Genomic DNA, 24,316 nt, shown 5'->3' with positions numbered 1-24,316 from the left:
ACCCACGAGGTCCTGACATGAAGCGTCTTCTGAAGCCCCTCCCCCTGATCGCGCTGGTCTTGGCGCCGGTGCCGGCCCTGCTGCCGATGGCGGCGGCGCAGGCGCAGGAAGCGGAGAAACCGAAGCCGGTCTATCCGCCGATCCAGAAGACCGAGATGCAGACGCCCGCCTTCGATCTGGCGCTGCGGGCGGATACGCAGACGCTCGCCCACCTTTCGCCCAAGGGCAATGCCGCGTTCGATTACGTGCCTGCGGGCCGTGAGGCCGAACGCGCGGCCGATGGCTATGTCCACATCGGGGATATCCATATCCGCCTGAAGACGGCGGGTTCCGATTGGCAGGACTTCTCCTCCGCCCACGCCCGCAAGCAGATCGCCGCGCTGACGGGCGGCAAGGGCGTGCTCGCCGCCGCCGACATTACCGCATCGATGGGAGCCGGAATTCCGCTGCGCGTCGAGCGCCGCTGGGTGAACGAGGACGGCGTGCTCGTACTGCGCTTCACGCTGGTCAACACCAGCAGCGCCGCCGTGGAGATCGGCGGCCTCGGCATGCCGATGGTGTTCGACAACATCATCCTCGACCGCGATCTCGATTCCGCGCACGCGCAGGCCAGCTTCGTCGATCCCTATATCGGCCGCGATGCCGGCTATCTGCAAGTCACGCGCCTGAACGGCGAAGGCCCGGCGCTGCTGGTACTGCCCGAAAAGGGCACGCCGCTCGAAGCCTATCGCCCGATTGCCGAGGCGCGCGCGGGCCGCAATGGCGACATCTTCACCGACAAGAGCCCGCGCACGCAAGTTTCCGAAGGCTTCTACGACTGGACCGTCGCCAGCAAGGGCTTTGCCGAAAAGGAATGGGCCAAGGCCGGCCAGCAGTGGAACGAGCCGACCAGCATCACCCTGGCCCCGGGCGAAAGCCGCACTATCGGCGTGCGTTTCGTGACCGCGCCCAGCATCCGCGCGATCGAGGATACGCTGGTCGCCCAGAAGCGCCCGGTGGCGGTCGGCATACCCGGCTATGTCGTGCCTACCGACCAGACCGCCAGCCTGTTCCTGAAGACGCCGAGCAAGGTTGCGAAGATCGAATCCTTCCCCGAAGGTTCGCTCACCGCCACCTCCGAGAAGACCGGAAACGGTTGGGCCCGCTACCAGATCAAGGCCAGCGGCTGGGGTCAGGCGCGCCTGACGGTGACTTATGCGGACGGGCAGAAGCAGACCGTCAGCTACTACATCACCAAGCCGCTTGAACAGGTGATGGCCGACATTGGCCACTTCACCACCACCGATCAGTGGTTCGAAGGCAAGGGCGATCCCTTCCACCGTTCGCCCGCGATCCTCTCCTACGACCGTGAGGACAACAAGATCCTCACGCAGGACGGCCGCGTCTGGGTTTCGGGCATGAGCGACGAAGGCGGCGCCGGTTCGTGGGTCGCGGCGATGATGAAGCAGCTCGACAATCCGAACCCGGAAGAAGTCGCCAAGCTGGAGCGTCTCGTCAACGAGACCGTGCTGGGCACGTTGCAGGTGAAGGACGGCCCGCAGGCCGGTGCCGTCAAGAAGAGCATTTTCTATTACGATCCGGTCGAGTTCCCGAACTATTACGATCCCAAGATCAACTGGAAGAACTGGACCGCGTGGTCGAAGAAGGATGCCGGCGATCTCGGCCGGTCCTACAACTATCCGCACGTCGCCATCGGTCACTGGGTGCTCTACCGCCTGGCGCGCGACAATGCCGGGCTGGTCAAGCAGCACGACTGGAAGTTCTACCTTGAATGGGCCTACCGCACGACCGTCGCGATGATGCGCGATGCGCCCTATTATGCCGAGTTCGGCCAGATGGAAGGCGACGTCTTCGTCGACATCCTGAAGGACCTGAAGCGCGAAGGCATGACCGCAGAGGCCACCGAAATGGAAGGCCTGATGAAGCAGCGCGCCGATCACTGGCGTTCGATGAAGTATCCGTTCGGCAGCGAGATGGCGTGGGATTCCACCGGCCAGCCCGAAGTCTACGCCTGGATGCGCTACTTCGGCTTCCAGCCGCAGGCGGACGAGACCCGCGAAGTGATCCTGGGTTACGATCCCACCATCCCCAGCTGGGGCTATAACGGCAATGCGCGCCGCTATTGGGACTTCCTCTACGGTGGCAAAGTCTCGCGCATCGAGCGGCAGATCCACCACTATGGCTCCGCGCTCAACGCGGTGCCGCTGTTCGACGCCTATCGCCAGAACCCCACCGACCTGCATCTGCTGCGCGTCGCTTACGGCGGCATGATGGGCGGCATCACCAATATCGACCAGAAGGGCTTCGGCTCGGCCGCGTTCCACTCCTGGCCGGACATGATGAAGTGGGATGCGATCACCGGCGACTACGGCATGGGCTTCTACGGCCATGCGATCACGGCGGCGAGCTACATGGTCAATGACCCGCAGTTCGGCTGGATCGGCTTCGGCGGCGATCTGACCACCAAGGGCAGCACCGTAAGCCTCGCCCCGAAGGACGGCGCCCGCCGCCGCCTGTTTGTGGCGCCCGCCGGTCTGTGGATCACGCTGGAAGCCGGCCGCATCCAGAGCGCCGACTATGACAGCAAGACCGGCAAGGTCGTGCTGACGCTCGATCCCGCCAGCGCCACCGATCCCGCTGCGCGCCTGCTGTTCCAGACCACCACTGCGGGCGGCCGCACTTACGCGACCGATACCGGCACGGCGGACCGCGACGGCTATGCCATCACGCTGGGCGGTAACCCGACGGTGGTGACGCTGACGCCGCGCTGATCTTCAGCCCCACCCATCCCAAAACCCTCGTCGTCCCCGCGCAGGCGGGGACCCCGCTTCTCTTCCTGCAACCTCGCAAGGAAGAAGCGGGGCCCCCGCCTGCGCGGGGGCGACGGATTAGAGAGTCACGAAAACTCAGCCCTCAGCCGCGCAGCCAGCCACGCTCCGAACGCGGCGATGGCATCCAACCGCGGCTGGGGCGTGTTCGCATCCCAAACGAAGTGATAGGCCCCTTCGAACGGGATCTCCACTTCCGACAACCGCACCAGCCGCCCCGCCTGCAACGCGTCATGCGCGATGACGCGGCGCACCAGCGCTATGCCGTGGCCGGCGATGGTCGCCTCCAGCATCAGCGCGGCATCGTCGTAGGGGAGGCTGTCGGCCGGCTCGGGCAAGGCAATTCCGGCACGCTGGAACCACGGTGTCCAGGTCTGCCAGCTGTTGCGCAGAAGCCGGCAGCGCGCGAAGTCCTCCACATTCTCGATCGCCATGCGCGCGCGATATTCGGGCGAGCAGGCGGGAAACAGCATGTCGGTCAGCAACCGTTCGCTGGCAAGGCCCGGCCAGTTGCCGCCGCCATACCGGATCCCGGCGTCCAACCCGTCCGCACCGATCCGGCTGACATCGATCCGCGCATCCATCGCGATCAAGATACCGGGATGCGCCTCGTGAAAGTCCGCCAGCCGTGCCACCAGCCACTGCGCCGCGAAGGAGGGCAACACCGCGATCTTCAGCACCTGCCGCTCACCCGGCGGCGGCGCGGGGAACACGCTGGCGATCAGTTCCAATGACTGGCGCACCGTGGGCAGAATCTGCCGCGCGGCCAGCGTCGGCTCCATCGTATTCCCGCGCCGCTCGAACATCGGCGCGCCCAGCCGTTGCTCAACCTCACGCACGCGGTGGCTGATCGCACCGTGCGTCACGCCCAGTTCCTCCGCCGCGCGGGTGAAGCTGCGATGACGCGCCGCCGCTTCAAGCGCGCGCAAAGTGTTGAGCGAGGGCGGACGATACATGGTCCGGCCATACTTAGGTTCTAAGAGAACGTTTGAAAATTCGCGAAATGCGAATTTTGCGGCACCGGCCCTCTCCCCCACCCTACCACCCGCAGATACTACCGATGGGTGGTAGGGTGGGGGAGTGGGCCGGTGCCGCCTCAAAAATGCCCCTGCGGGCATTTTTCAAACGGACTCTAAGGCCCCGGTTTCTCAATCCCTGTCGGGCCAGACTTGCGCGAAAAACGGATTTACGGCGGCATTGCCATCGTAACTGTCCTGATCGGTCATGCAGGTGGGGCACCAGTGCCCGCCCTTCAGATAGAGCCGCGGCGTCATTTCGAAGTCGTGGCCCAAGGCGCAGCGCCATTGGGTCGTGTCGTCGGCGGAGCAGTCCCCGCCGAGATGCTTGCCGCCGCGATACTGCGCGGCTTCGGAATAGACGGCCGCCGTCCAACTCGCGGGATCGGCCTCTGCATCGTAGCCGTGATCGAGCAGGGAAACCTCCGTCGACGGGCGCCGCAGGGTGACACCGGCCCAATCGTGCGGAAGCGCTTCCCACGCCTGCCGCGATCCGAAATAGGCATCGATATGCGCGCGGTCATCGTGCTCCAGCCAGTGGAGCGTGCCGCCCGGCCCGCGCGCCAGCCTTTCCAGCCGCCTGCGCCCCAGCGCCGGCGCATGGCGGGCCACGAACTTCACGAAGCCGGGAATCGCATTCGAGAGGCCTTTAGCGAAATCGTCCAACGTCTCCCGCCGAAACGGAACCAGCGCTTCCAGACGATCCGAGTCCGCGTACCATTGCCCATGGAAATTCCGCGTCGCAAACCAGTGCGGCTTGTAGCTGGCGAAGGCGTCGCGGGTGCCGAGGGCGCCGGCCAGGATTTGCGCGAACTCATGATTGGCCACGCGCATCGCCGCACCGCCGCCGATGTTGTAGAACCCGCGCCAGAACGCCTCCGGCACGGCATCCTCACAGGTATTCGCAGCAAGACGGCCGGAATCGCCGACCGACACCCATTCCAGCACGCCGTTAAACGGATTGTGGAAGATGATGGGATCGAAGATCTTCCACATGTTCGGATGGGCAATGCCGGTCTGCCGCAGGGAAACCCAACGTTTCAATCCCGATTGCGCGACGATCGCCTCGGCCATGGTCTTGCTGACGGCATAGTGATCGTAACGGCTGATCTTGATCGGATCGCCCGTGCGCCCCCAGTGTACCGGGGGATTGCGATGCCCCGTCTGCGCCACTGTGCCGATGTAGACCAGCGCGATGCGGTCGGGATCGGGCTGGGCCTTGATGGCCGCCACGATGTTGCCCGCCCCGCCGACGTTGACCTTCATGGTCAGTGCGGGAACGTGATCGGCCATGGGCGAGACCAATCCGCCGATATGCAGCACCTGATCGACACCCGTCACCGCATCCAGCACGTCCTCGTACCGGGTGAGGTCGCCCCACACGAACTCCAGCGCGGGATTGCGCTGATGCTGCCTGACGACCGGGTGTGTCTTTTCCTCGGGCCGCACGAGTGCGCGCACACGCAGGCGGTCGCTGCGGGCCAGCAGTTCGACCAGCGTGGCACTGCCCATGTTGCCGGTCGCGCCGGTAAGGAGGATGGTCTTCTTGTCCTGCAGCGCCATGTGGCGACCCTCTCGATATGTCAGAGCCGCCACGAATGTCGCGGCGGCTCACTGGAATGGCGTTAGAGCCCGTTTGGATATGCGTTGAAAGAGAATTTCGCGACACATGCGCCTCGAAAATGCCCCGCAGGGCATTTTCGAGGCAATCCCCCTACCAGCGGAAGATGCTGGTGATGCCGAATTCGCGCGGCGGCGTGATCGTTGCCGTGCGATAGCCGGAGTTGAACGGAATGCCGGAGGCTCCGGTGGGGTTGAAAGTGAAGTCCAGTTCGCTGGTCGGCTGCTGGAACTCGCTGTCACCCACTGCAAGCGCGCGGGTCTGGTTCAGCAGGTTCTTGGCGAAGAGATTGACTTCCCAGCGTCCGTCCTCCCCGCGCACGCCCAGGAACAGATCCATCTTCACGTAATCGCGATAAGTGTAGTTGTCGCGAAGCGAGTTGAAACCGGGCCGATAGGTGACCAGCCCACGGATGAACGGCGTGACCGAACCCACCGGCATGCGCATTTCGCCATTGGCGGTGAGGTTGAACTTCGGGATTTGCGCCAGGCGGTCCTTGCTCTGGCAGGTCGAGATTTGCTGGCCCACCGGCACGGTCGGATTGCCGCTCGCGTCGTAGGTGTTGCAGGGGATTTCCGCGTTGTCGTAATGCGCATCGGCGTAAGAGGCATTGATCGAGAAATCGATGTTCTGGTTCGGCCGCACCGAAAGCTGCATTTCCGCGCCCTGCGAGATGGCATCACCGGTAAAGGGCAGCGGCGAGATCACCGAGTCTATCACGCCGTCCCGAGCAGAGGCCGTGTGGAATGCCGGGAAGTACGAGATGTAGTTATTGAACTTCTGGTAGAAGCCCGCGAAGTTCAGTGCGACCTTGCCATCGAACAAGTTGAACTTCACCCCCACTTCGCCGCCGTCCGATGTTTCGTCCTTAGTCAGCAACAGCGAGGGATCGAGTGGCGTGGTCACGCCAACCGCAAAGACGCCGGGGCGGAACGAGTGGCCATAGCTGGCATAGGCGGTGATGTCGGGCGTTGCCTGCCAACTGATATTGGCGCCGCCGGTGAAGGCCTTCTTGTTCTGGGTGGAATCATCGACCGTCGCCGGCAGGGTCAAGCCGTAGTCCGGTAGAGTAACGACGGTCGACTGGATGCGATGCACGTCCGACCAGGTGTGGCGCAAGCCGCCCGTGATCTTCAACCCATCAACGATCTCGTAGCCCAGCGTGCCGGCAAGTCCGTATTCCTTCAGGTTCACCGAAATATCGGCATCGACCACGATCGGGAAGTACGCCGTCGACGGCGGGATCGGCCCCACGCCCATCAGCGCGAACAGCTGATCGTTATCCTGCGTCAAAGGCACCGAGTTCTTCTGCCAGCGGTAATTGCCCGACAAGGCCCAGGTGAAGCGGCTGCCCGGCGCGGATTCCACGCGCAGCTCATTGTTCCAGATCTTGTAGCCGACATCCAGGCTCTGATTGCGGATATAGTTCGGCACCGCGTTGCCCACGTCCTGATCGCGGTCCTGCTGGAGGAAGCTGTCCTGATAGCCGCCGTTATAGACAAGGCGCGGCCCACCAAGGTCATAGGCAGCATTGAAGGTCACGAAATCGGTGCGATTCTGGAAGCGGAAGTTGCCTTCCGTCACCGACTTGCGATCCTTCAGCGAAAGCACCGGCCCGGTCGACGAAGGATCGCCGAGCGCCAGTGAGGGCTGGTTGCCGTCCCCGAACACCGCACCGAACGGCGTCGTATCGGCGGTCAGGTGCTGGTACATCAGATTGGCGGTCAGCGGCCCGGTATCGAGCGCGAAGCTGACGCGGCCGCTCATCGTCTTGCTGCTGGAATGGCGGCCATCGACATTGGTGACATTGCCGACGCGGTTCTGATCGTAGAGCAGCGCCGCGCGCATGGCCAGCACGCCGGGGATGATCGGCAGGTTCGCCGCGACTTGCGCGTTGATCGCATGGCGGTCGGTCGCGGTGCCCTGGGCATAGCCGGTGAAATCGTAGACGTTGGCCTTCTGCGTGCCCAGCAGGATCGAACCCGCCGGGGATGTGCGGCCACGGAACAGCCCCTGCGGCCCGCGCAGCACTTCGATCTGGCCGATGTCGTAGATTGCGGTGAACACGGTCTGCGCGTCAGTGGGCACTTCGTTCAGGAAGATTTCGACGGCGGGGCTGCTGCCCGAATCCGGATCGAACGTCACGCCGCGCAGCGTGGCGACGTTGGAGCGGCCGTCGTTATTGGTCAGTTGCAGGCCCGGCGACAGGTTCTGGATTTCCTTGGCGTCGAACACGTTCAGCTTGGTGATGGCATCGGCGGTGACCACGTCCACCGCCATTGGCGTATCCTGCAGCGTCTGTTCCTGACGTGTGGCGGTGACGATGATCTCGTTCACCGAGGCGGTCGCCTGAGCCTGCGCCTGCTCTGGCGCTTGCGGATCGGCCTCCGCCGCCCATGACGCCTGCGGCAAGGCGATCGTGCTGACAGCACAGCACAGCAGCAGCTTCCGGCTGCTCGCAAAAGTCCGGTTCTTCATATCTTCCTCCCCAGGAAATGTTCCGGCACGCCCCGCCTTTGGCCAGCGGGTTCCCCTCCGGATCCGTTGTTTCAAGGCATCAGGCGGCCTGTGTGTAGAGCGCGGTCACGGGCGCCTCCGGCGGATAGCTGGCGGGCGTGCCGAAATCGTAGGCGGCGATCAGCGTGCGGATGAATTGCGGATCGCGCATCGGATCGCTGGGCGTTTCCACCGCGATGCCGCGAGCGCGCAGATCCTTGAGGAAGGTGTCGAAGACCCGGTCGTAAGTCAGGTCGTCGCTGCCATCCATGTTCTTCTTCAGCTCTGCAAAGTCCGCGAAGACTTCGGCCGACCAGTGGACCAGGAACCGCAAATCGCGCGTGTGGACATTGGCGACGGTGTCATTGCCGTTCATCAGCCGCCAGTTGTCGCGGTCGGCGGGATCGCCGGTGAACACGGTATCGAAGGCAAGGCCCGCCGGGCGCTGCAGATCCACCGGGCCGTTGGCTTCGCCGCGGTGCATCATCATCTCGTTCTGGACCACCACACCGCGATTCCAAACCGGGGGCTGCAGCCGCTGCGGCGGGTGTGCGGGGCCTTCCGGCCAATATGTGAAGCCGCTGCCGCTATCGTGGCTGAACCAGGTGATGACTTGCGCCATCTTGATCAGGTAATCGCGGAACAGGCCGGACTTGCCCATGACCGAGCAGAGCCAGGTCGGCGCGTTTTCATAGCGGATGCCGCGAAAGCTGGGGGAATCGAGATGCCCCGGATCGGTATTGCCGCAAGGTCCGTTGATGTTGAACAGCATCATTTGCGGCTTTGCGTAATCCGCACCCCAATATGACTTCGCATGTTCAAGGAACTGCGCGTTGTAGAAACAGTCGTGAATTTCGGGATAGAGCGCGGCCGAATAATTCGCGTAGAAGCCCCGGAAAGTCGGCGTCAGGAACATGTCCAGCGTGGGGGTGAAGCCTTCCGGCATCGCGCCGGACATCGTCGCGATCAATTCCTCCGCATTGGCGAAGTGCTGCGCGATGATCAGCTTCCATGGGCCCTGCGTGCGCACCACGTCCAGCAGGCGTTCGCGCTGATCGTCGGTGTAGATGTTCTCCAGCACGCGCGGCGTCGAAACCGGGCGCAGAATGTCGGAAAGCGCCTGCCGGTCGGCAAAGCCAGTCATCAACCGTCTCCCATCATGGCACCTTGCGATGCACTTAAGTTAGTTCATACTTACTACGATGAGATCGCCGGTCAACGTGATTCGAACGGTCGCGTACAAAAAATTTCCGGCCGCGTGCCAGATCGGGAATTACGAACGACCATCGTCCACGATTTGCGTACTACAACTTGCATTTGCATTCGCATCTGTTTCTTGTAAGTACACACTTACAAAATTGGGAGAGATCGAATCCATGCAACAGACTCTCGCGGCCGAGAGGCCAAGGCTCCTTCCGGATTCGCCGGAACTGGCTATGGCGCTTGGCGAAGCCAATCTTCCCACGCTGCTGGCGGCCTACACCTTCCTTTCGCATGACGGCGAATTCCTGGAACGGTTCGCGGCACACATCCGGCCCGCCTTCTCGCCCAATCCCACCGCCATTCCCGATGACCTGGCCGATGACCTGCGTGCCCGTCTGCACCGGCTGCTGACAAGCGGCGAAGGCGCGAAGGAGGCGCCGCCGAGCGATGGCCTGATGCTGCGCATCATGTCCGTCACCGTGGGTGAGCCGGTCGATGCCGAATTCCTCGAACTCGTCTACGACCAGTGCGGCTTCCGGCCGTGGATCGACCGTTCGCAGCTGCCCCATCGCAAGGCGCCGCCGCCCGGCTTCAAGGTGCTGGTGATCGGCGCCGGGATGACCGGCATGGCCGCCGCGATCAAGCTGCGCGAGGCGGGCTACGATCACATCCTGATCGAGAAGAACCCCGAAGTGGGCGGCACCTGGTACGAGAACCGTTATCCGGGTGTCGGTGTGGATACGCCCAGCCATTTCTACAGCTACAGCTGGGAAATCTGGCCCGATTGGCAGCACTATCACCCGCACGGCGCCGACATGCAGCGCTACATGCTGGACGTGGCGGACAAGTACGGGCTGCGCGGCAATATCCGCTTCGGCACGACTGTCGAAACATTGGTCTATGACGCAAAGGACGCCGTCTGGAACGTCACCGTGCGCGGGGCCGACGGCAGCCGGGAGACCATCGTCGCCAATGCCGTGATCAACGGTCATGGCCCGGTCAACCGATTCAAGTGGCCGGACATTCCGGGCCTGCACGAATTCGGCGGCACGCTGGTCCACACCGCCGCCTGGCCGGACGGGCTGGACCTGAAAGGCAAGCGCGTGGCCGTGATCGGCACCGGCGCCAGTGCGGCGCAGCTTGTCGGCGCGATTGCGCCCGAAGCGGCCGAACTCACCGTCTACCAGCGCACCAAACACTGGGTGATCTACAACCCGGAGATCGCGCATGAAGTGAACGAGGGGATGAAATGGGCTCTCTCCCACATTCCCAGCTTCAAGGAATGGTTCCGCTTTCGCGTCTACTGGTCCGCCGCCGATGGCCTGTTCGCCAATGTGCTGAAGGACCCCGCGTGGGAGGGCAACGACATTGCGGTTTCCGCGCACAACGAACAGGCCCGGCAATACGCGCTCTGGTACATGAGCCAGAAGTTCGCCGACCGTCCGGACCTGATCGCCAAGCTGACGCCCGATTTCCCGATCTTCTCCAAGCGGATCATTCTGGACAACGGCTGGTTCGACGCTCTCGCGCGGCCCAACGTCCATCTGGAAGACAAGGGCATCGCCCGCATCCTGCCGAATGGTATCGAAGCCAAGGACGGTTCCGTCTTCGAATGCGACGTGATCGTCTGCGCGACCGGGTTCAACGTCTCCCGGATGATCGGCAACCTCACCATCAAGGGCGTGGACGGGCGCGATCTGGGCGTGGAATGGGGCGATGAGGATCCGCGCAGCTATCTTGGCATGTGCGTGCCGGGCTATCCCAACTACTTCCACACCGTGGGGCCGAACAGCGCGCCCAATCACGCGGCGGGGCAGAACCTGATCTCCGAAGCGCAAGTGAACTGGATCATAGAGGCGCTGGACCGCACCGTGGAGGCGAACGCCCGCGCCTTCGAAGTGACGCAGGAGGCGTTCGATGCGTGGAACCGCAAGGTCGATGCGCGGATGCCGGAGATGATCTGGACCCACCCGCGCGCCAATTCCTACTACAACAATTCGAAGGGGCGGGTCTTCCTTTCGTGGCCATGGCGTCTCGTAGACTTCTTCAACGAGACGCGGCGGCCCGAGGACGGCTCTTACCGATTGCATCCGTGATAAATCGAGGCCCGGTCGCCCTTGCGCGATCGGGCTTTTCGCTTCTAGGTTCCCGGCGATGAAGCGCACCCGCCTGACAGCCAGCGAACGCAAGGCCCTGATCCTGGAATCGGCCCGCCGCATCTTCTCGCGCCACGGCTACGAAGCCGCGCGCACGCAGGAGATCGCGCGGGAATCGGGCGTATCGGAAGCGCTGATGTACCGTCACTTCCCGTCCAAGCAGGCGCTCTATCGCGCGGTGCTGCGCCAGACGATCCGCGAACAGGACGAAAGCTACGAAGTGCTCGGCATGCAGGAACTGACGGGGCGCGGCCTTGTCACCAACATGCGCGACTATTTCACCATCGTCGCCTCGGACGGAAACGAGCATTTCAAGGAAGGCTTCCGTCTGCTGCTGGCCAGCCTGACCGGCGACGGCAGCTTCGCCACGCTGGTCTATCGCCGGTCACGCCGGCTCATGGGTGACCGCATCCGCATCGCGCTGGATCAGGCGCGCAAGGATGGCGACATCGTCGGCATCGCCATCGACGATCGCAACACCTCCATGTTCATCGAACACGTCGGCACCATGCTCAACGCGATCCAATCGCTGGGCCCGCAGGCAGCGATCTACGCGGGCGACCGCGACCGGATCGTGCGCGATGCCGTGTGGTTCTGCTGCCGCGGCATCGGCTTTACCGATGCCGCGCTGGAACGCCACTACGCCAGCTAAGCAGCTCTACGCGCGCAGTTCGGTCTTCAGCACTTTCCCCGCCGCATTGCGCGGCAGGTCCGGCACCAGCACGAAGCTGCGCGGCACCTTGTAGTTCGCCATGTTCGCCTTGGCCCATGAGGCAAGGTCGGCGGCGGTCAGCGCCGCCCCGCTGCGGGCAATCACGTAGGCACGGCCCACTTCGCCCATGCGCTCGTCCGCCACGCCAACGACGGCCGCCTGCGCGACCGCCGGATGGGCGTTGAGCAGCTTCTCCACTTCAGCCGGATAGACGTTGAACCCGCCCGAGATGAACATGTCCTTCTTGCGGTCGGTAATCGCCAGATAGCCGCGCGCATCGATGGTTCCGATGTCCCCGGTATGCAGCCAGCCTTCGGCATCGATCGCCTCTGCCGTGGCGGCGGGATCGTCCAGATAGCCGCGCATTACCGCATGGCCGCGCACCAGAATCTCCCCCGCTTCGCCCGGCGGCAGGTCGCGGCCCGCGCCGTCCACGCAGCGCACTTCGATCCCCGGCAGCGGATAGCCGCAAGTGTGGGCGATCGTATCGGCATCGTCACCCTGCCGCGTCATCGCGATGGCCCCGCACTCTGTCATCCCATAGCCGTTGACGACGTTGGACATGCCCAGTTCGCCGCGCATCCGCTCCACCAGCACCGGCGGTACCGGCGCCGCCCCTGTCACCGCCACACGCAGCGAGGAAAAGTCGCGCGGCCTGTCACCCGCCAGTTCCTGAAGGAGCGACTGGTAGATCGTCGGCGGGCCGGGAATGAAGCTGATCTTCGCCGTTTCGATCAAGCGGACCATCTCGCCCACGTCGAACATGGCCATCGGCACGATGGTCGCGCCGCGCAGCAGGCACGGCACCCAGCCCGCCTTGTAGCCGAAGGTATGGAAGAACGGATTGACGATCAGATAGCGATCGCCCTCCCGCAGATCGACGCGGACCGACCAGTCTCCGAAGATCTGGATCGCCTGCCGATGCGCGGTCAGCGCGCCCTTGGGCCGCCCGGTCGTGCCGGAGGTGAAGATCACATCGCTGAGGTCGTCCCCGGTCAGGCGCGCCATGGCGGCATCGACGGCGGGATCGTTCGATCCCTTGCCGCGCGCCACGAAAGCATCCCAGCCGCTGTCGATCCGGATCGTTTCGATGAGATCGGGCAAGTCCTCCCCGCCGATCAGGTCTGCAAAGTCCTGCCCCAGGAAATCGCCCGGCGCGAACAGCATCCGCACTTTCGCACGGCGCAGGATATCGCCCGCCTCCGCGCCCTTGAAACGGGTGTTGAGCGGCACCACGGTCGCCCCGGCCACATGGGTGGCCAGCGCGGCAAGGATCCATTCGCGGGTATTCGGCGCCCAGATCGCCACCCGGTCGCCATGGCCCACGCCGCTGGCCATGATCGCCGAAGCCGCCGCCCGCGCGTCGGCCCAGAGCTGGGCGAAAGTCCACTGCCTTTCGCCCACGATCAGGCCCACCCGATCCGGCCAGCGTTCGGCCGCCACCGCCGCCGCGCCGGGGATCGTCGCCGGCCAGGTTCCCATCGCTTCCGTCATGCCACTCATGCCCTTCAGGCGACTTCGAACAGGCCGGCCGCGCCCATGCCGCCCGCCACGCACATGGAGACGACGACGTACTTCACGCCGCGCCGCTTGCCCTCGATCAGCGCGTGGCCGACCAGCCGCGAACCGGTCATCGCGAAAGGATGACCGATGGCGATGCCGCCGCCGTTGACGTTCAGCCTGTCAGGATCGATGCCCAGTTCACGCTGGCAATAGATCGCCTGACTGGCGAAGGCCTCGTTGATTTCCCAAAGCCCGATGTCGTCGATCTTCAGTCCGTTGCGCTCCAGCAGCTTGGGGATCGCGAAGACCGGGCCGATGCCCATCTCGTCCGCGCCGCAACCCGCGACCTGAAAGCCGCGATAGACGCCCAGCACCGGCAGTCCTTCCTTCTGCGCGGTGGCAAGGTCCATGACGACTTGCGCCGATGCGCCGTCGGAAAGCTGGCTGGCATTGCCCGCCGTCACGTGGCGGCCTTCCTTGACGACCTGCCCGTTCTTGAACACCGGCTTCAGCTCGCTCAATTTCTCGAACGTCGTGCCCGCACGGATGCCTTCGTCCTTGGCAAGCGTCAGCTCTTCCTTGCCGGTCTCGTTCCCTTCCTTGTCGAACAAGGCCTTGGTGAGCGCGATCGGCACGATCTCGTCATCGAAGCGGCCCGCTTCCTGCGCGGCGGCGGCGCGCTGCTGGCTGAGCGCGGCGAAACGGTCCTGATCCTCGCGGCTGACGCCGTAGCGTTCGGCCACGATCTCCGCCGTCTCGATCATCGCCATATAGGCATAGGGATCGTGCTGCTTCACCCATTCCGAACGGTTGCGGAAATTGGGATAGTGCTTGTCGATCGTCAGCGAGACGTTCTCGGTCCCGCCCGAAAGCGCTACGTCGATCTCATTGGCGATGATGCCCCGCGCCGCGAAGGCCAGCGCGTTCAGGCCGGAGGAGCACTTGCGGTCCATCGCGAAACCGGCAGTGGTATCGGGCAGGACCGAACCATGCACGGCAAGGCGGCCGATGTTGTAGCTTTGCGTGTTCCACTGGTTCGCGCAGCCCATGTAGACGTCGTCGACGCGGGCGGGGTCGATCCCGGCGCGGGCGATGGCGGCGTCCACGACATGGGCGGCCATGCGCGGCGCCTCGGTATCGTTGAACGCGCCCCGATAGGCCTTGCCGACGCCGGTGCGGGCAGTGGAGATGATGGCGGCTTCGCGCATTTCAGGCAGTTCCTCTCAGGTAAATCCGTGCATGTTCTGAGGGCCCCAAAAGGCCCGCATTTCGGCGACCTTGCCGCCCTCGTCGAAACGGAAGCTGTCGATCACGTCGATCCGCTTGGCCCCGCCCTCCCATTCGAGGTGGACGGAAAAGGCGAAGACCGCATAGTCGGCCACCACGCGCACCGGCCCTTCCAGGGTCAGTTTCGCGCCGGTCGCCATCGATCCTTCGTAGAAGGCGCGGATCGCGGCCAGCCCTTCGTGGCGCGGCGATCCGACCGGATCTTCGACAGTCGCGTTATCGGCAAAGAGGGCGGCAACGCGGTCCGCGCTGCCGGCAGAGAAGGCCGCCACATATTCGTGCACGGCGGCTTCCATAACCTTCGGATCAGACATCCTTCTCTCCTTACGGGTAGTATCGGCTGATGGTGTCGATAACGAGCGCGGGCTTGTCGCTGCCTTCGACCTCTACGGTGACGCGCACGGTCGACTGGATCGCGCCCTTGATTTCCTCGGCCGCGACCACTTCGCCCCTCGCACGCAGGCGCGATCCGACGAGGACGGGGGCAAGGAAACGCGTGCGGTCCATCCCCACGTTCACCCCGGCCGAGAACCCGCGCACTTCGATCATCTGCGGCAGGAACATGTTGACCAGGCTGAGCGTCAGGTAGCCGTGAACGATGGTGCCGCCGAACGGCCCCGCCTTCGCCCGTTCGACATCGACGTGGATCCACTGATCGTCACCGGTCACTTCGGCGAAGCGATCGACCCGGCCCTGATCGACGGCGAACCAGTCCGTCGGGCCCAGTTGCGTCCCTTCCGCGCCCATGAGCGCGGCGGGCGTTGCGAAGACGAGTGGCTCGCTCATGCGTGCTGGCTCGATACCGGCACGATTTCTCCGGTCATGTAGGAAGACAGATCGCTGGCCAGGAACAGCATGACATTAGCCACTTCCCACACTTCCGCCGGGCGGCCGTAGGCTTCGCGCTTCACCAGTTCGGCCAGCGTTTCCTCGGTCGTCACTTTGGCAAGGAAGGGGTGCATGGCCAGGCTGGGTGCCACGGCATTGATGCGCACGCCATTGTCCGCCGCTTCCATCGCGGTGCAGCGGGTAAAGGCCATGACGCCGGCCTTGGCGGCGGCATAGTGCGCCTGCCCCTTCTGCGCCCGCCAGCCGAGCACGGAAGCGTTGTTGACCATCACACCCCGCTTCGCCGCGTACATCACCGGCAGGAAGGCGCGGGTCATGCGGAACAGCGAAGTGAGCGTGACGTCGAGCACACGGCTCCACTGGTCGTCGGTCATGTCCACGACATCGACCTCTCCGCCCAGTCCGGCGTTGTTAATCAGCACATCGACGCCGCCGAGGCGGGCCACCGCCGCATCGCGCAGCGCCTGCACCTGATCCTCGACCGTCACGTCGCAAACGAAGGTTTCCGGCCGCGCGCAGCCCACTTCGGCGGCGATGCGATCGGCCGCTTCGCCCAGGCGGCGCTCATGAAAATCGCTGATCAGCAGGCGCGCGCCTTCTTCGGCCGCACGTTTGGCGACGGCGAAGCCGATGCCGGTGCCGGCAGCGGCGGTAACCACCACGCTGCGGTTCTTCAGAAGCCCGAGGGGGGTGGGATAGGCGGGTACGGGAACGGTCACAGGTCACCTCTGGGTTCTTTGGGCAAGCCGAGGCCACGCTCGGCAATCAGGTTGCGCTGGATCTGGTTGGTGCCGCCGTAGATCGTGTCGGAACGGCTGAAGAGGAACAGGTTGGGCAGCATCGGCCATTCGTACTCGGCGCCCGGCGCGATCTCGCCGTCCTGCCCCAGCACGTCCATGGCCAGTTCGCCCAGATTGCGGCGCCATGTCGCCCACTGGATCTTGTACGTGAGCGCGGCACCGTCGATGGCGGAATGATCGGCGTTGGACAGCATCCGCAGCGCGCCGTAGCGCATCAAACGCAGGCCGATCTCCGCCTCCGCCACGCGCTGGCGGATCACCGGATCGCGGTCTTTCCCATTGGCGCGGGCGGCGGCGATGATGCCGTCCAGCTCGTTGCGGAAGCCCATCTGCTGCGCCAGCGTCGAAACCCCGCGTTCGAAAGCAAGCAGCCCCATGGCCACGCGCCAGCCGTCGCCGGGGGTGCCGATCAGGCTGTCCGCCGGACAGCGCGCATCGGTCAGGAAGGTCTCGTTGAACTCCGCCTCTCCGTTCATCTGGCGGATCGGGCGGACTTCGATGCCGGGCTGGTTCATCTCCATCATCAGGAAGGTCAGCCCCTTGGGGCCCTTGGTGCCTTCCTGACTGCGGGCGATGACGAAGATCCAGTCGGAAAAATGGGCTAGGCTGGTCCAGACCTTCTGGCCGTTGACCACCCATTCGTCCCCTTCCAGCCGCGCCTTGGTGCGCACGTTGGCAAGGTCGGACCCGGCATTGGGCTCCGAATAGCCCTGGCACCAGATCGCGGTTCCCGCCGCGATGCCGGGAAGGAAACGCGCCTTCTGCTCCTCGGTCCCGAAGGCAAGGATGGTCGGCCCGGCCAGTTCGACACCGATGTGGTTGATCCGGCCCGGAGCACCGGCGCGGGCATATTCCTCGGCAAAGATCACCTGCTGCGCCAAGGTCGCGCCGCGTCCGCCCCACTGTTCGGGCCAGCCGATGCACGACCATTTGTGCGCGGCCAGTTCCTGTTCCCATTCCCGCCGGCGCTCGATCTTCGAGACCAGATTGGGGATGCCGCGAATATCGGCAAAAGGCCCGGCCATCTGCGCCTGCAACCATGCGGCGCATTCGCTGCGGAAGGCCTCGTCCGCCTTCGAAAAGCCCAGTTTCATGCCGGGTCTCCCATGACGAGGTGTGCCACTTGCTCACGGTGCCACTGGCTGTCGCCATAGAGCGTCGCGATCGAGCGGGCGCGTTTGAAGAAGAGGTGCGCGTCATGCTCCCAGGTGAAGCCGATCCCGCCGTGAAGCTGGATCATGTTGCCCGCGCACATGCGATAGGTATCGGCGCAGAACGCCTTGGCTGCGTGAACCGCCAGCGCGGCCTCCTCCGCCTGTTCGTCCACCGCGCAGGCTGCCCAATAAACGGCGGATCGGGCCTGCTCGATCTCCACCATCATGTCGGCCAGCCGGTGCTTGTAGGCCTGAAACGATCCGATCGGGCGGCCGAACTGCACGCGCTCTTTGGCGTATTCCACCGTGCGGTCGAGGCTGGCCTGCGCACCGCCCAGCGCTTCGGCGGCAAGACAGATCCAGCCCGCCGCGTGCAGGCCGTCGATGGCATCCGCGCCGTTTTCCAGCACTTCGGCCGGCGCGGCATCCAACGTGACGGTCGCCAGCGGACGGGTCTGGTCCATGGTGACATGGGCCGTGCGGCGCACACCCTCACCCGCCAGATCGACCAGCCAGACCTGCCCGGCCGCATGAAGCAGCAGAACCTCGGCAATCGCACCGTGCGGCAGATGGGCGATCGTGCCGCTGACCGCGCCGTCGTGCACCTCGAAAGCCGCGTTCCAGCTGACGGTCGCGATCACCTCGCCAGCGGCGAGGCGGGGCAGCCATTGCTCCTTCTGCGCCTGCGCACCGCCGCGCACCAGCGCCTGCGCCAGCATGGCATGACCCAGCAACGGCAGCGCGGCAACTTGCGCGCCGGCCGCCTCTGCAACCACCGCCAGTTCCACCATGCCAAGGCCGGCACCGCCGAAATCCTCCGGGATGCCGATTCCGGCAAGGCCCAGTTCCCCGGCAAAGGCGGCCCAGAGATCGCGGTCGATCCCCACACCTTCCATCGCCGCACGGGTGCGCTCGCTGGTGGCGTTCTCGGCGAAGAAGGCGCGGACGGTGTCCGCGATCATCACCTGTTCGTCGGTCAGGGCGAATTCCATCGCGCCGTCTCCCTCAGGCCATGCCCCAGACCTTGCGCGGCAGGGCGCGCTCGGCCAGCAGCCGCTCGACTTGCGCGCCCACTTCGGCGGGCTGCCAGCGCGCCGCCTGATCGACGAACGGCCCTTCGCGCCAGCCCTGCTCCAGCATGATCTTGCCGCCTTCCAGTTCGAAGACGCAGCCGGTGACATGGGCGCTTTCGGCCGATCCCAGCCAGACCACGGTGGAGGCGACGTTGGCCGGGTCCATCACGTCGAACGCGGATTCCTGCGTTGCCATCTTGTCGGCAAAGGCCTGCTCCGTCATGCGCGTGCGGGCCGAGGGGGCCAGTGCATTGGCGGTGATGCCATAGCGGCCGAGTTCGGCCGCCTGCACCAGGGTCAGCGCGGCAATCCCGCCTTTCGCGGTCGAGTAGGCGGCCTGCGCGATGGAGCCCTGAAGCCCCGCGCCGGAGGAAGTATTGATGATCCGCGCGTCCACCGGTTTGCCGGCCTTCTGCTGCCCGCGCCAATAGTCCACCGCGTGGCGAGAGAGGCAGAAATGGCCGCGCAAGTGGACGTGCATGGTCGCGTCCCACTCTTCCAGAGTGGCCGAAACGAACATGCGATCGCGCACGATGCCGGCATTGTTGACCACGACATGAAGGTCACCGAAAGCGTCCAGAGCGGCACCTACGATGCGCTGAGCCGCGTCCCAGTCGGTAATATCCTCGTAATTGGCGACGGCCTTGCCGCCGACCGCGCGAATTTCCTCCACCACGCCGTCGGCCGCGCTGGTATCGCGCCCGTCACCACCCAGCGAGGTGCCGATGTCGTTGACGACGACGTTGGCCCCTTCGGCCGCGAAGGCGAGTGCGTAAGCCCGGCCCAACCCGCGCGCGGCGCCGGTGATGATGACGGTACGGTTGTCGCAGATTCCCACGAAAGTCACTCCTGTTCGATGGTTTGGGCCGCGCGGGCTTCGCGCGCGGCGGCGGTGCGGCCGGACAGGCGCACGGCAATGGCTTCCGACGCCAGTCGGCGGCGGTCGGGTTCGGGGGCGGGCAGCGGCGTTACTTCGACGATGCCGGTCAGCGCTTCCCGCGCCAGGCGCTGGTATTCGCCCTGCCCGTCGTTGCGCCATGTCACCTGATGCGGTTCGAAGCTGCGCACGACTTTGGCGGGGTTTCCGGCGACAAGGCTGCGCGGCGGTGTTTGCGTTTCGGACTTCACCAGCGCCAGCGCGGCGACGAGGTTTTCCGGGCCGATCACGGCATCGTCCAGCACCACCGCGTTCATGCCGATCAGGCTGTTCTGACCGATCTCGCAGCCGTGGATGATCGCTCCGTGCGCGATGGTCGCGCCCCGGCGGATCACCGTGTCCCGGTTGGAATTGGCGTGGACGGTAACGCTGTCCTGGATCGAGCTGTCACCCTCCACCACGATGCGCCCGAAATCGCCGCGCAGCGAGGCGCCCGGCGCGATGAAGCAGCCGGGGCCGACGATCACGTCCCCGATCAGCGAGGCCAGCGGGTGGACATAGCTGGTCGGATCGACGACCGGCACGATCCCCTGATAGGCGTAGCAGGGCATCGTCAGAGCCGCTCGATAATGGTGACGTTGGCCTGCCCGCCGCCCTCGCACATGGTCTGCAGGCCGTAGCGGCCGCCCGTGCGCTCCAGTGCGCCCAGCAGCGTCGTCATCAGCCGCACGCCGGTCGCGCCGATGGGATGGCCCAGCGCGATCGCCCCGCCCTGCACGTTCACCTTTTCGTGCGGGATGTTGAGTTCCTTCATCCAGGAGAGCGGGATCGAGGCGAAAGCCTCGTTGCATTCGAACAGGTCTATGTCCTCCACCCGCATTCCCGCCTTGGCGAGCGCGTGCTGCGTCGCGGGGATCGGGCCGGTCAGCATCCACACCGGGTTCGCGGCGCGGACCGAGATGTGGTGGATGCGCGCGCGGGGCTTCAACCCGAACTCCTTCACCGCGCGTTCGCCGGCGATCAGCATGGCGGCGGCGGCATCGCAGTTCTGGCTGGCAACGCCCGCCGTGATCGCCCCGCCCTCCCGCACCGGATTGAGCGCGGCGAGCCCTTCCAGCGTGGTGCCGGCGCGGATCGTCTCGTCCCTCGCCAATCCTGCAAACGGGGCAACTTCGGCATCGAACCAGCCCGCATCCCAGGCCGCCTGCGCGCGCTGGTGGCTGGCGAGGCTGAATTCCTCCATCGCCGCGCGCGAGATGCCCCACTTTTCGGCAATCATCTCGGCCGAGCGGATCTGGTTGACCTCCTCATCGCCATAGCGCGCGTCCCAGCCCTTCGAACCCTGAAACGGGCTGTCGAAGCCATAGGCGGCGCCCGCGAACATCGCGGCCGAGATGGGGATGGCGTTCATCGCCTGACTGCCGCCCGCGACGACAAGGTCCTGCGTGCCCGACATCACCCCCTGCGCGGCGAAATGAACCGCCTGCTGGGAGGATCCGCACTGGCGGTCGATGGTCACGCCCGGAACATGTTCGGGCATTCCCGCCACCAGCCAGGCAGTGCGGCCGATATCGCCGGCTTGCGGGCCGATGGTGTCGCAGCACCCCCAGACGACATCGTCGACGAGGGCCGCGTCTATGCCGGTGCGCTCGACCAGTGCCTTGATCGGATGGGCGCCCAGATCGGCGGGGTGGACATGGGCAAGGCTGCCCTTCTTGCGGCCCACGGGCGAGCGGACGGCGTCGACGATATAGGCTTCAGGCATGGATGATCTCTCTGGTGGCCGCAGCGGCATGGTTTTCGCGGGCGAAAGTCTGGTCGGGGCCGGCCGGCTGGGTGAACAGGCGGGCGGCGATGCGCGCGCGGTGGAAGGCGGGGGTGCCCCAACTTTGGGTCAGCGCCAGCGTGCGCTTGAGGAACAGATGCGCGTCGACTTCCCAGGAATAGCCCATGGCGCCGTGCACCTGGATCGAGGCGCGGGTCGCCTTGTCCGCCGCTTCCAGCGCGGCGATCTTGGCATGGCTGACGCGCGATCGGGCCTGCATGTCGCGATGGGCGATCTCGGCCGCGGCGGCGCGCACCACCGGCCGCGCGAATTCGATGGCGACTTGTGCGGAGGCAAGGTGGTGCTTCACCGCCTGATAGGAGCCGATCGGCTTGCCGAACTGCTGGCGCTCCTTCGCGTATTCCACTGCCATGTCGACCGCGCGCTGGGCAAGGCCAAGCCCCTGCGCGGCGGCGAACAGCGCCGCCCGGTCCAGCGCGAGATCCCAATCGGCAAGACCAAGGTCTTCCGCATCGGCGGCATCCCATTCCACGCGGAACAGGCGGCGCAGCGGGTCGATGGTTTGGGCAGGCGTCAGGCACACCTGATCGGCGCGGGCCAGGAAGGCATGGCCGTCATGCTCCAGCAGGATCGCGGCAGCGCGGTCGGCATCGGCCACCACCGGATTGAGCGGATGGGCCACGGCAAGGGTTGCCTCCGGATCGGCCAGCAGCGGATGTGCGGGCGCCAGCGCCGCCAGCATCGGCGCGGCCACGCCCGCGCTTTCGATCAGCGGTTCGGGCAGCGCGACGTAGCCCGCTTCCTCGGCAATCAGCGCGAAGTCCAGTTCGCCAAGGCCCATGCCGCCAGTCTCTTCAGGCAGCAGGACCAAGGTGAAGCCGTTTTCGACAATCGCCGCCCAGCGTTCGGGGTCGGTGTTGTCGCCGCGCTCCATCATCTTGCGCCAATGATCAGGCGTGCAGGTATCGCCCAGCAGGGTGCGCGCGGTTTCGGCGAACATCTGCTGTTCGTCGCTCAGGGTGAAATCCATGGCCGTGCCCTCCCTCAGCGCGGCAGGCCGAGCATGCGCTCGGCAATGATGTTGCGCTGGATCTCGTTCGATCCGGCGTAGATCGGCCCGGCCAGGGCGAAGATGTAATCGTCCAGCCAGTCATGCTCGCCCGGCTGGGCGACCAGTTCGGCCTCAGGGCCGAGGATCGACAGCGCGGTCTGGTGCAGGTGGATGTCCAGTTCCGACCAGAAGATCTTGTTGGTCGATGCTTCAGGCCCGATCTTCGCGCCCGCCATCAGCCGCGATGCGGTCTGGTAGATCGACAGCGCATAGGCATCGGCATTCATGAAGGCGCGCACGACATCGGCTTCCAGAACCGGATCGGCATCCTGCTTGTGGTCCTGCCACAGCCCGGCCAGCGCGGCGGCGGCGACCTGATAGCGTGCCGGGCTGCGCAGCATCAGCCCGCGTTCGAACCCGGCGGTCGCCATGCAGATATGCCAGCCCTGCCCTTCGTCCCCCAGCCGGTTGAAGGCGGGGACGCGCACGTCCTCCAGGAAGATTTCGGCGAAGCCGACATGGCCGTTGATCTTGCGGATCGCGTTGACGGTGACGCCCGGTGCATCGAGGGGGAAGAAGATCAGGCTCATCCCCTTGTGCCGCTCGCTCCCCGGTTCGCGGAACAGGCCGAAGGCCCAATCGGCAAAGACCGCGCGGCTGGACCAGATCTTGTGGCCGTTCAGCACGTATTCGTCGCCGTCTCGCACGGCCGTCGCGCGCACGCCGGCCAGGTCAGACCCCGCCTGCGGTTCGGACCAGGCCTGCGCCCAGATTTCCTCACCCGATGCCATCGGCGGCAGGAAGCGCTGCTTCTGTTCGGGCGTGCCGAACTCGATCAGGGTGGGGCCCAGCAGGAAGATGCCGTTCTGGTTGACCCGGCCAGGCGCGCCGGCGCGGTAGTATTCCTCCTCGAAGATCAGCCATTCGATCAGGTCCAGCCCGCGCCCGCCGTACTCCTTGGGCCAGGTGACCATGCCCCAGTCGCCGGATTTCAGTGTGCGTTCCCATTCGCGGTGCGCTTCGAACCCTTCGCGCGTGGCGTCGAAATGTTCGAGCGGCTCGGCCGGCACGTGCGCCTCAAGCCATGCGCGCACTTCGGCACGGAAGGCCTGCTGTTCGGGGGTGTAGGACAGGTCCATCAGAACGAGGCCGCCTTGCCGGTTTCGACGAAGGCATCGCGCGATTTCTGGCTGTCCTCATGCATGTACATTTCGAGCGTGAAGCCCTGTTCCCAGCGGTAGCCGCGATCGACGTCGCGCGCTTCCAGCCCGTTCAGCGCTTCCTTGGCGATCACCAGTGCCTTGCGGGACTTGGCGGCGATGCGCGCGGCGAAAGCGCGGGCCTCGATCTCCAGTTGATCGCGGGGGACCACCATCTCCACCGCGCCCAGACGATAGGCTTCCTGCGCCGGGATATTGCCGCCGGTGAAGAAGGCCGCGCGCACTTTGTGCAGCGGCAGCATGCGCGACATGTGGCTGGCGCCGCCCATGGCGCCGCGATCGATTTCCGGCAGCGAGAAATAGGCGTCGTCCGCCGCGATGATCGTGTCCGATGCACCGCAGATGCCGATGCCGCCGCCGATCACGAACTTGTGCACGGCAACCACTACCGGCACTTCCGCCTCGTGAATGGCCTTGAAGGTCAGGTAGTTGCCGCGATTGAGCAGCGGGATGCGTTCGGGGTGCGCCTGCATCTCCTTGATGTCCACGCCGCCGCAGAAGCCGCGCCCTTCCGCACGGATCAGCACGCAGTGGACTTCGGGATTGCGCGCCGCTTCGTTGATGATCGCGGGCAGGCTGTTCCAGGTCTCGCTGTCGAAGGCGTTGACCGGCGCCACGTCGAAGACGATTTCGGCGATCCGGTCCTGAATGGTGCAAGTAATCGGCATGGGTGGTCCTCTTCCG

At 65.2% G+C, this 24,316-nt stretch carries 20 protein-coding genes; 3 read left to right on the top strand and 17 right to left on the bottom strand.

Annotated features, from left to right (window positions below; translation table 11 throughout):
• Positions 1–17 precede the first annotated feature (17 nt).
• Positions 18–2,771 carry a DUF5695 domain-containing protein gene (locus ACZ1JC_RS07945; protein WP_465140084.1) on the top strand — a complete coding sequence of 918 codons (2,754 nt, stop codon included), beginning with the start codon at positions 18–20 and terminating at the stop codon, positions 2,769–2,771.
• Positions 2,772–2,896: 125 nt separating this feature from the next.
• Here the strand turns inward: ACZ1JC_RS07945 and ACZ1JC_RS07940 are convergent, their stop codons facing one another.
• From ACZ1JC_RS07940 to ACZ1JC_RS07925, 4 genes are all read right to left on the bottom strand, one after another.
• Positions 2,897–3,784: a LysR substrate-binding domain-containing protein gene (locus ACZ1JC_RS07940; RefSeq protein WP_465140085.1), complete on the bottom strand. Its 888-nt coding sequence runs from the start codon at positions 3,782–3,784 to the stop codon at positions 2,897–2,899.
• 192 nt (positions 3,785–3,976) lie between these two features.
• Positions 3,977–5,407 (bottom strand): NAD-dependent epimerase/dehydratase family protein, encoded by a 1,431-nt coding sequence (locus ACZ1JC_RS07935; protein WP_465140086.1) that lies wholly within the window; start codon positions 5,405–5,407, stop codon positions 3,977–3,979.
• A gap of 151 nt (positions 5,408–5,558) precedes the next feature.
• Positions 5,559–7,943: a TonB-dependent receptor gene (locus ACZ1JC_RS07930; RefSeq protein WP_465140087.1), complete on the bottom strand. Its 2,385-nt coding sequence runs from the start codon at positions 7,941–7,943 to the stop codon at positions 5,559–5,561.
• Positions 7,944–8,022: 79 nt separating this feature from the next.
• Positions 8,023–9,105, bottom strand: coding sequence for a hypothetical protein (locus tag ACZ1JC_RS07925; protein ID WP_465140088.1), 1,083 nt, complete (start codon positions 9,103–9,105; stop codon positions 8,023–8,025).
• A gap of 232 nt (positions 9,106–9,337) precedes the next feature.
• On the opposite strand from ACZ1JC_RS07925, the gene ACZ1JC_RS07920 reads away from it, so the two are divergent.
• Together ACZ1JC_RS07920 and ACZ1JC_RS07915 are read left to right on the top strand one after the other, a co-directional pair.
• Positions 9,338–11,260 (top strand): flavin-containing monooxygenase, encoded by a 1,923-nt coding sequence (locus ACZ1JC_RS07920; protein WP_465140089.1) that lies wholly within the window; start codon positions 9,338–9,340, stop codon positions 11,258–11,260.
• 58 nt (positions 11,261–11,318) lie between these two features.
• Positions 11,319–11,972 (top strand): TetR/AcrR family transcriptional regulator, encoded by a 654-nt coding sequence (locus ACZ1JC_RS07915; protein ID WP_465140090.1) that lies wholly within the window; start codon positions 11,319–11,321, stop codon positions 11,970–11,972.
• A gap of 6 nt (positions 11,973–11,978) precedes the next feature.
• On the opposite strand, the gene ACZ1JC_RS07910 is transcribed toward ACZ1JC_RS07915, so the two are convergent.
• From ACZ1JC_RS07910 to ACZ1JC_RS07850, 13 genes are read right to left on the bottom strand one after another with little or no spacing between them, the layout of a single operon-like run.
• Positions 11,979–13,526 carry a FadD3 family acyl-CoA ligase gene (locus tag ACZ1JC_RS07910; RefSeq protein ID WP_465140091.1) on the bottom strand — a complete coding sequence of 516 codons (1,548 nt, stop codon included), beginning with the start codon at positions 13,524–13,526 and terminating at the stop codon, positions 11,979–11,981.
• A 14-nt stretch (positions 13,527–13,540) separates the two neighbouring features.
• A complete protein-coding gene (locus ACZ1JC_RS07905; protein ID WP_465140092.1) occupies positions 13,541–14,743 on the bottom strand; it encodes an acetyl-CoA C-acyltransferase in 1,203 nt (400 codons plus the stop codon).
• Between the two features lie 15 nt (positions 14,744–14,758).
• A complete protein-coding gene (locus ACZ1JC_RS07900) occupies positions 14,759–15,136 on the bottom strand; it encodes a nuclear transport factor 2 family protein (protein ID WP_465140093.1) in 378 nt (125 codons plus the stop codon).
• Positions 15,137–15,146: 10 nt separating this feature from the next.
• Positions 15,147–15,608 carry a MaoC family dehydratase gene (locus ACZ1JC_RS07895; protein ID WP_465140094.1) on the bottom strand — a complete coding sequence of 154 codons (462 nt, stop codon included), beginning with the start codon at positions 15,606–15,608 and terminating at the stop codon, positions 15,147–15,149.
• On the bottom strand, positions 15,605–16,390 hold the full coding sequence (locus ACZ1JC_RS07890) for an SDR family oxidoreductase (protein WP_465140095.1): 786 nt from the start codon (positions 16,388–16,390) through the stop codon (positions 15,605–15,607). Before ACZ1JC_RS07890 ends, ACZ1JC_RS07895 begins: the two co-directional genes overlap by 4 nt.
• Positions 16,387–17,565 carry an acyl-CoA dehydrogenase family protein gene (locus tag ACZ1JC_RS07885; RefSeq protein WP_465140096.1) on the bottom strand — a complete coding sequence of 393 codons (1,179 nt, stop codon included), beginning with the start codon at positions 17,563–17,565 and terminating at the stop codon, positions 16,387–16,389. The genes ACZ1JC_RS07890 and ACZ1JC_RS07885 overlap by 4 nt, the downstream gene beginning before the upstream one ends.
• The gene (locus ACZ1JC_RS07880) at positions 17,562–18,617 is read right to left on the bottom strand and encodes an acyl-CoA dehydrogenase family protein (RefSeq protein ID WP_465140097.1); all 1,056 of its coding nucleotides are present in this window, start codon (positions 18,615–18,617) and stop codon (positions 17,562–17,564) included. The genes ACZ1JC_RS07885 and ACZ1JC_RS07880 overlap by 4 nt, the downstream gene beginning before the upstream one ends.
• Positions 18,618–18,630: 13 nt before the next feature.
• A complete protein-coding gene (locus tag ACZ1JC_RS07875; protein ID WP_465140098.1) occupies positions 18,631–19,536 on the bottom strand; it encodes an SDR family oxidoreductase in 906 nt (301 codons plus the stop codon).
• Positions 19,537–19,541: 5 nt separating this feature from the next.
• A complete protein-coding gene (locus tag ACZ1JC_RS07870; protein ID WP_465140099.1) occupies positions 19,542–20,186 on the bottom strand; it encodes a phenylacetic acid degradation protein PaaY in 645 nt (214 codons plus the stop codon).
• Between the two features lie 2 nt (positions 20,187–20,188).
• The gene (locus ACZ1JC_RS07865; RefSeq protein ID WP_465140100.1) at positions 20,189–21,340 is read right to left on the bottom strand and encodes an acetyl-CoA C-acetyltransferase; all 1,152 of its coding nucleotides are present in this window, start codon (positions 21,338–21,340) and stop codon (positions 20,189–20,191) included.
• Positions 21,333–22,391, bottom strand: a complete 1,059-nt coding sequence (locus ACZ1JC_RS07860) for an acyl-CoA dehydrogenase family protein (RefSeq protein WP_465140101.1) — start codon at positions 22,389–22,391, stop codon at positions 21,333–21,335. The genes ACZ1JC_RS07865 and ACZ1JC_RS07860 overlap by 8 nt, the downstream gene beginning before the upstream one ends.
• A 14-nt stretch (positions 22,392–22,405) precedes the next feature.
• Complete coding sequence (locus ACZ1JC_RS07855) at positions 22,406–23,551, bottom strand: acyl-CoA dehydrogenase (RefSeq protein WP_465140102.1); 1,146 nt, start codon at positions 23,549–23,551, stop codon at positions 22,406–22,408.
• Entirely contained in the window at positions 23,551–24,300 is a 750-nt protein-coding gene (locus ACZ1JC_RS07850; protein WP_465140103.1) for an enoyl-CoA hydratase family protein, read from the bottom strand. The genes ACZ1JC_RS07855 and ACZ1JC_RS07850 overlap by 1 nt, the downstream gene beginning before the upstream one ends.
• Positions 24,301–24,316 lie beyond the last annotated feature (16 nt).

This window comes from Sphingomonas sp. BL-S-28 (assembly GCF_055521515.1).
This window is presented reverse-complemented; position numbering and strand designations above follow the sequence as displayed.

Excerpts from the sequence above, each read along its gene's own strand:
- ACZ1JC_RS07945 (WP_465140084.1), top strand. The coding sequence starts at position 18 with ATGAAGCGTCTTCTGAAGCCCCTCCCCCTGATCGCGCTGGTCTTGGCG.
- ACZ1JC_RS07940 (WP_465140085.1), bottom strand. The coding sequence starts at position 3,784 with ATGTATCGTCCGCCCTCGCTCAACACTTTGCGCGCGCTTGAAGCGGCG.
- ACZ1JC_RS07935 (WP_465140086.1), bottom strand. The coding sequence starts at position 5,407 with ATGGCGCTGCAGGACAAGAAGACCATCCTCCTTACCGGCGCGACCGGC.
- ACZ1JC_RS07930 (WP_465140087.1), bottom strand. The coding sequence starts at position 7,943 with ATGAAGAACCGGACTTTTGCGAGCAGCCGGAAGCTGCTGCTGTGCTGT.
- ACZ1JC_RS07925 (WP_465140088.1), bottom strand. The coding sequence starts at position 9,105 with ATGACTGGCTTTGCCGACCGGCAGGCGCTTTCCGACATTCTGCGCCCG.
- ACZ1JC_RS07920 (WP_465140089.1), top strand. The coding sequence starts at position 9,338 with ATGCAACAGACTCTCGCGGCCGAGAGGCCAAGGCTCCTTCCGGATTCG.
- ACZ1JC_RS07915 (WP_465140090.1), top strand. The coding sequence starts at position 11,319 with ATGAAGCGCACCCGCCTGACAGCCAGCGAACGCAAGGCCCTGATCCTG.
- ACZ1JC_RS07910 (WP_465140091.1), bottom strand. The coding sequence starts at position 13,526 with ATGACGGAAGCGATGGGAACCTGGCCGGCGACGATCCCCGGCGCGGCG.
- ACZ1JC_RS07905 (WP_465140092.1), bottom strand. The coding sequence starts at position 14,743 with ATGCGCGAAGCCGCCATCATCTCCACTGCCCGCACCGGCGTCGGCAAG.
- ACZ1JC_RS07900 (WP_465140093.1), bottom strand. The coding sequence starts at position 15,136 with ATGTCTGATCCGAAGGTTATGGAAGCCGCCGTGCACGAATATGTGGCG.
- ACZ1JC_RS07895 (WP_465140094.1), bottom strand. The coding sequence starts at position 15,608 with ATGAGCGAGCCACTCGTCTTCGCAACGCCCGCCGCGCTCATGGGCGCG.
- ACZ1JC_RS07885 (WP_465140096.1), bottom strand. The coding sequence starts at position 17,565 with ATGAAACTGGGCTTTTCGAAGGCGGACGAGGCCTTCCGCAGCGAATGC.
- ACZ1JC_RS07880 (WP_465140097.1), bottom strand. The coding sequence starts at position 18,617 with ATGGAATTCGCCCTGACCGACGAACAGGTGATGATCGCGGACACCGTC.
- ACZ1JC_RS07870 (WP_465140099.1), bottom strand. The coding sequence starts at position 20,186 with ATGCCCTGCTACGCCTATCAGGGGATCGTGCCGGTCGTCGATCCGACC.
- ACZ1JC_RS07865 (WP_465140100.1), bottom strand. The coding sequence starts at position 21,340 with ATGCCTGAAGCCTATATCGTCGACGCCGTCCGCTCGCCCGTGGGCCGC.
- ACZ1JC_RS07860 (WP_465140101.1), bottom strand. The coding sequence starts at position 22,391 with ATGGATTTCACCCTGAGCGACGAACAGCAGATGTTCGCCGAAACCGCG.
- ACZ1JC_RS07855 (WP_465140102.1), bottom strand. The coding sequence starts at position 23,551 with ATGGACCTGTCCTACACCCCCGAACAGCAGGCCTTCCGTGCCGAAGTG.
- ACZ1JC_RS07850 (WP_465140103.1), bottom strand. The coding sequence starts at position 24,300 with ATGCCGATTACTTGCACCATTCAGGACCGGATCGCCGAAATCGTCTTC.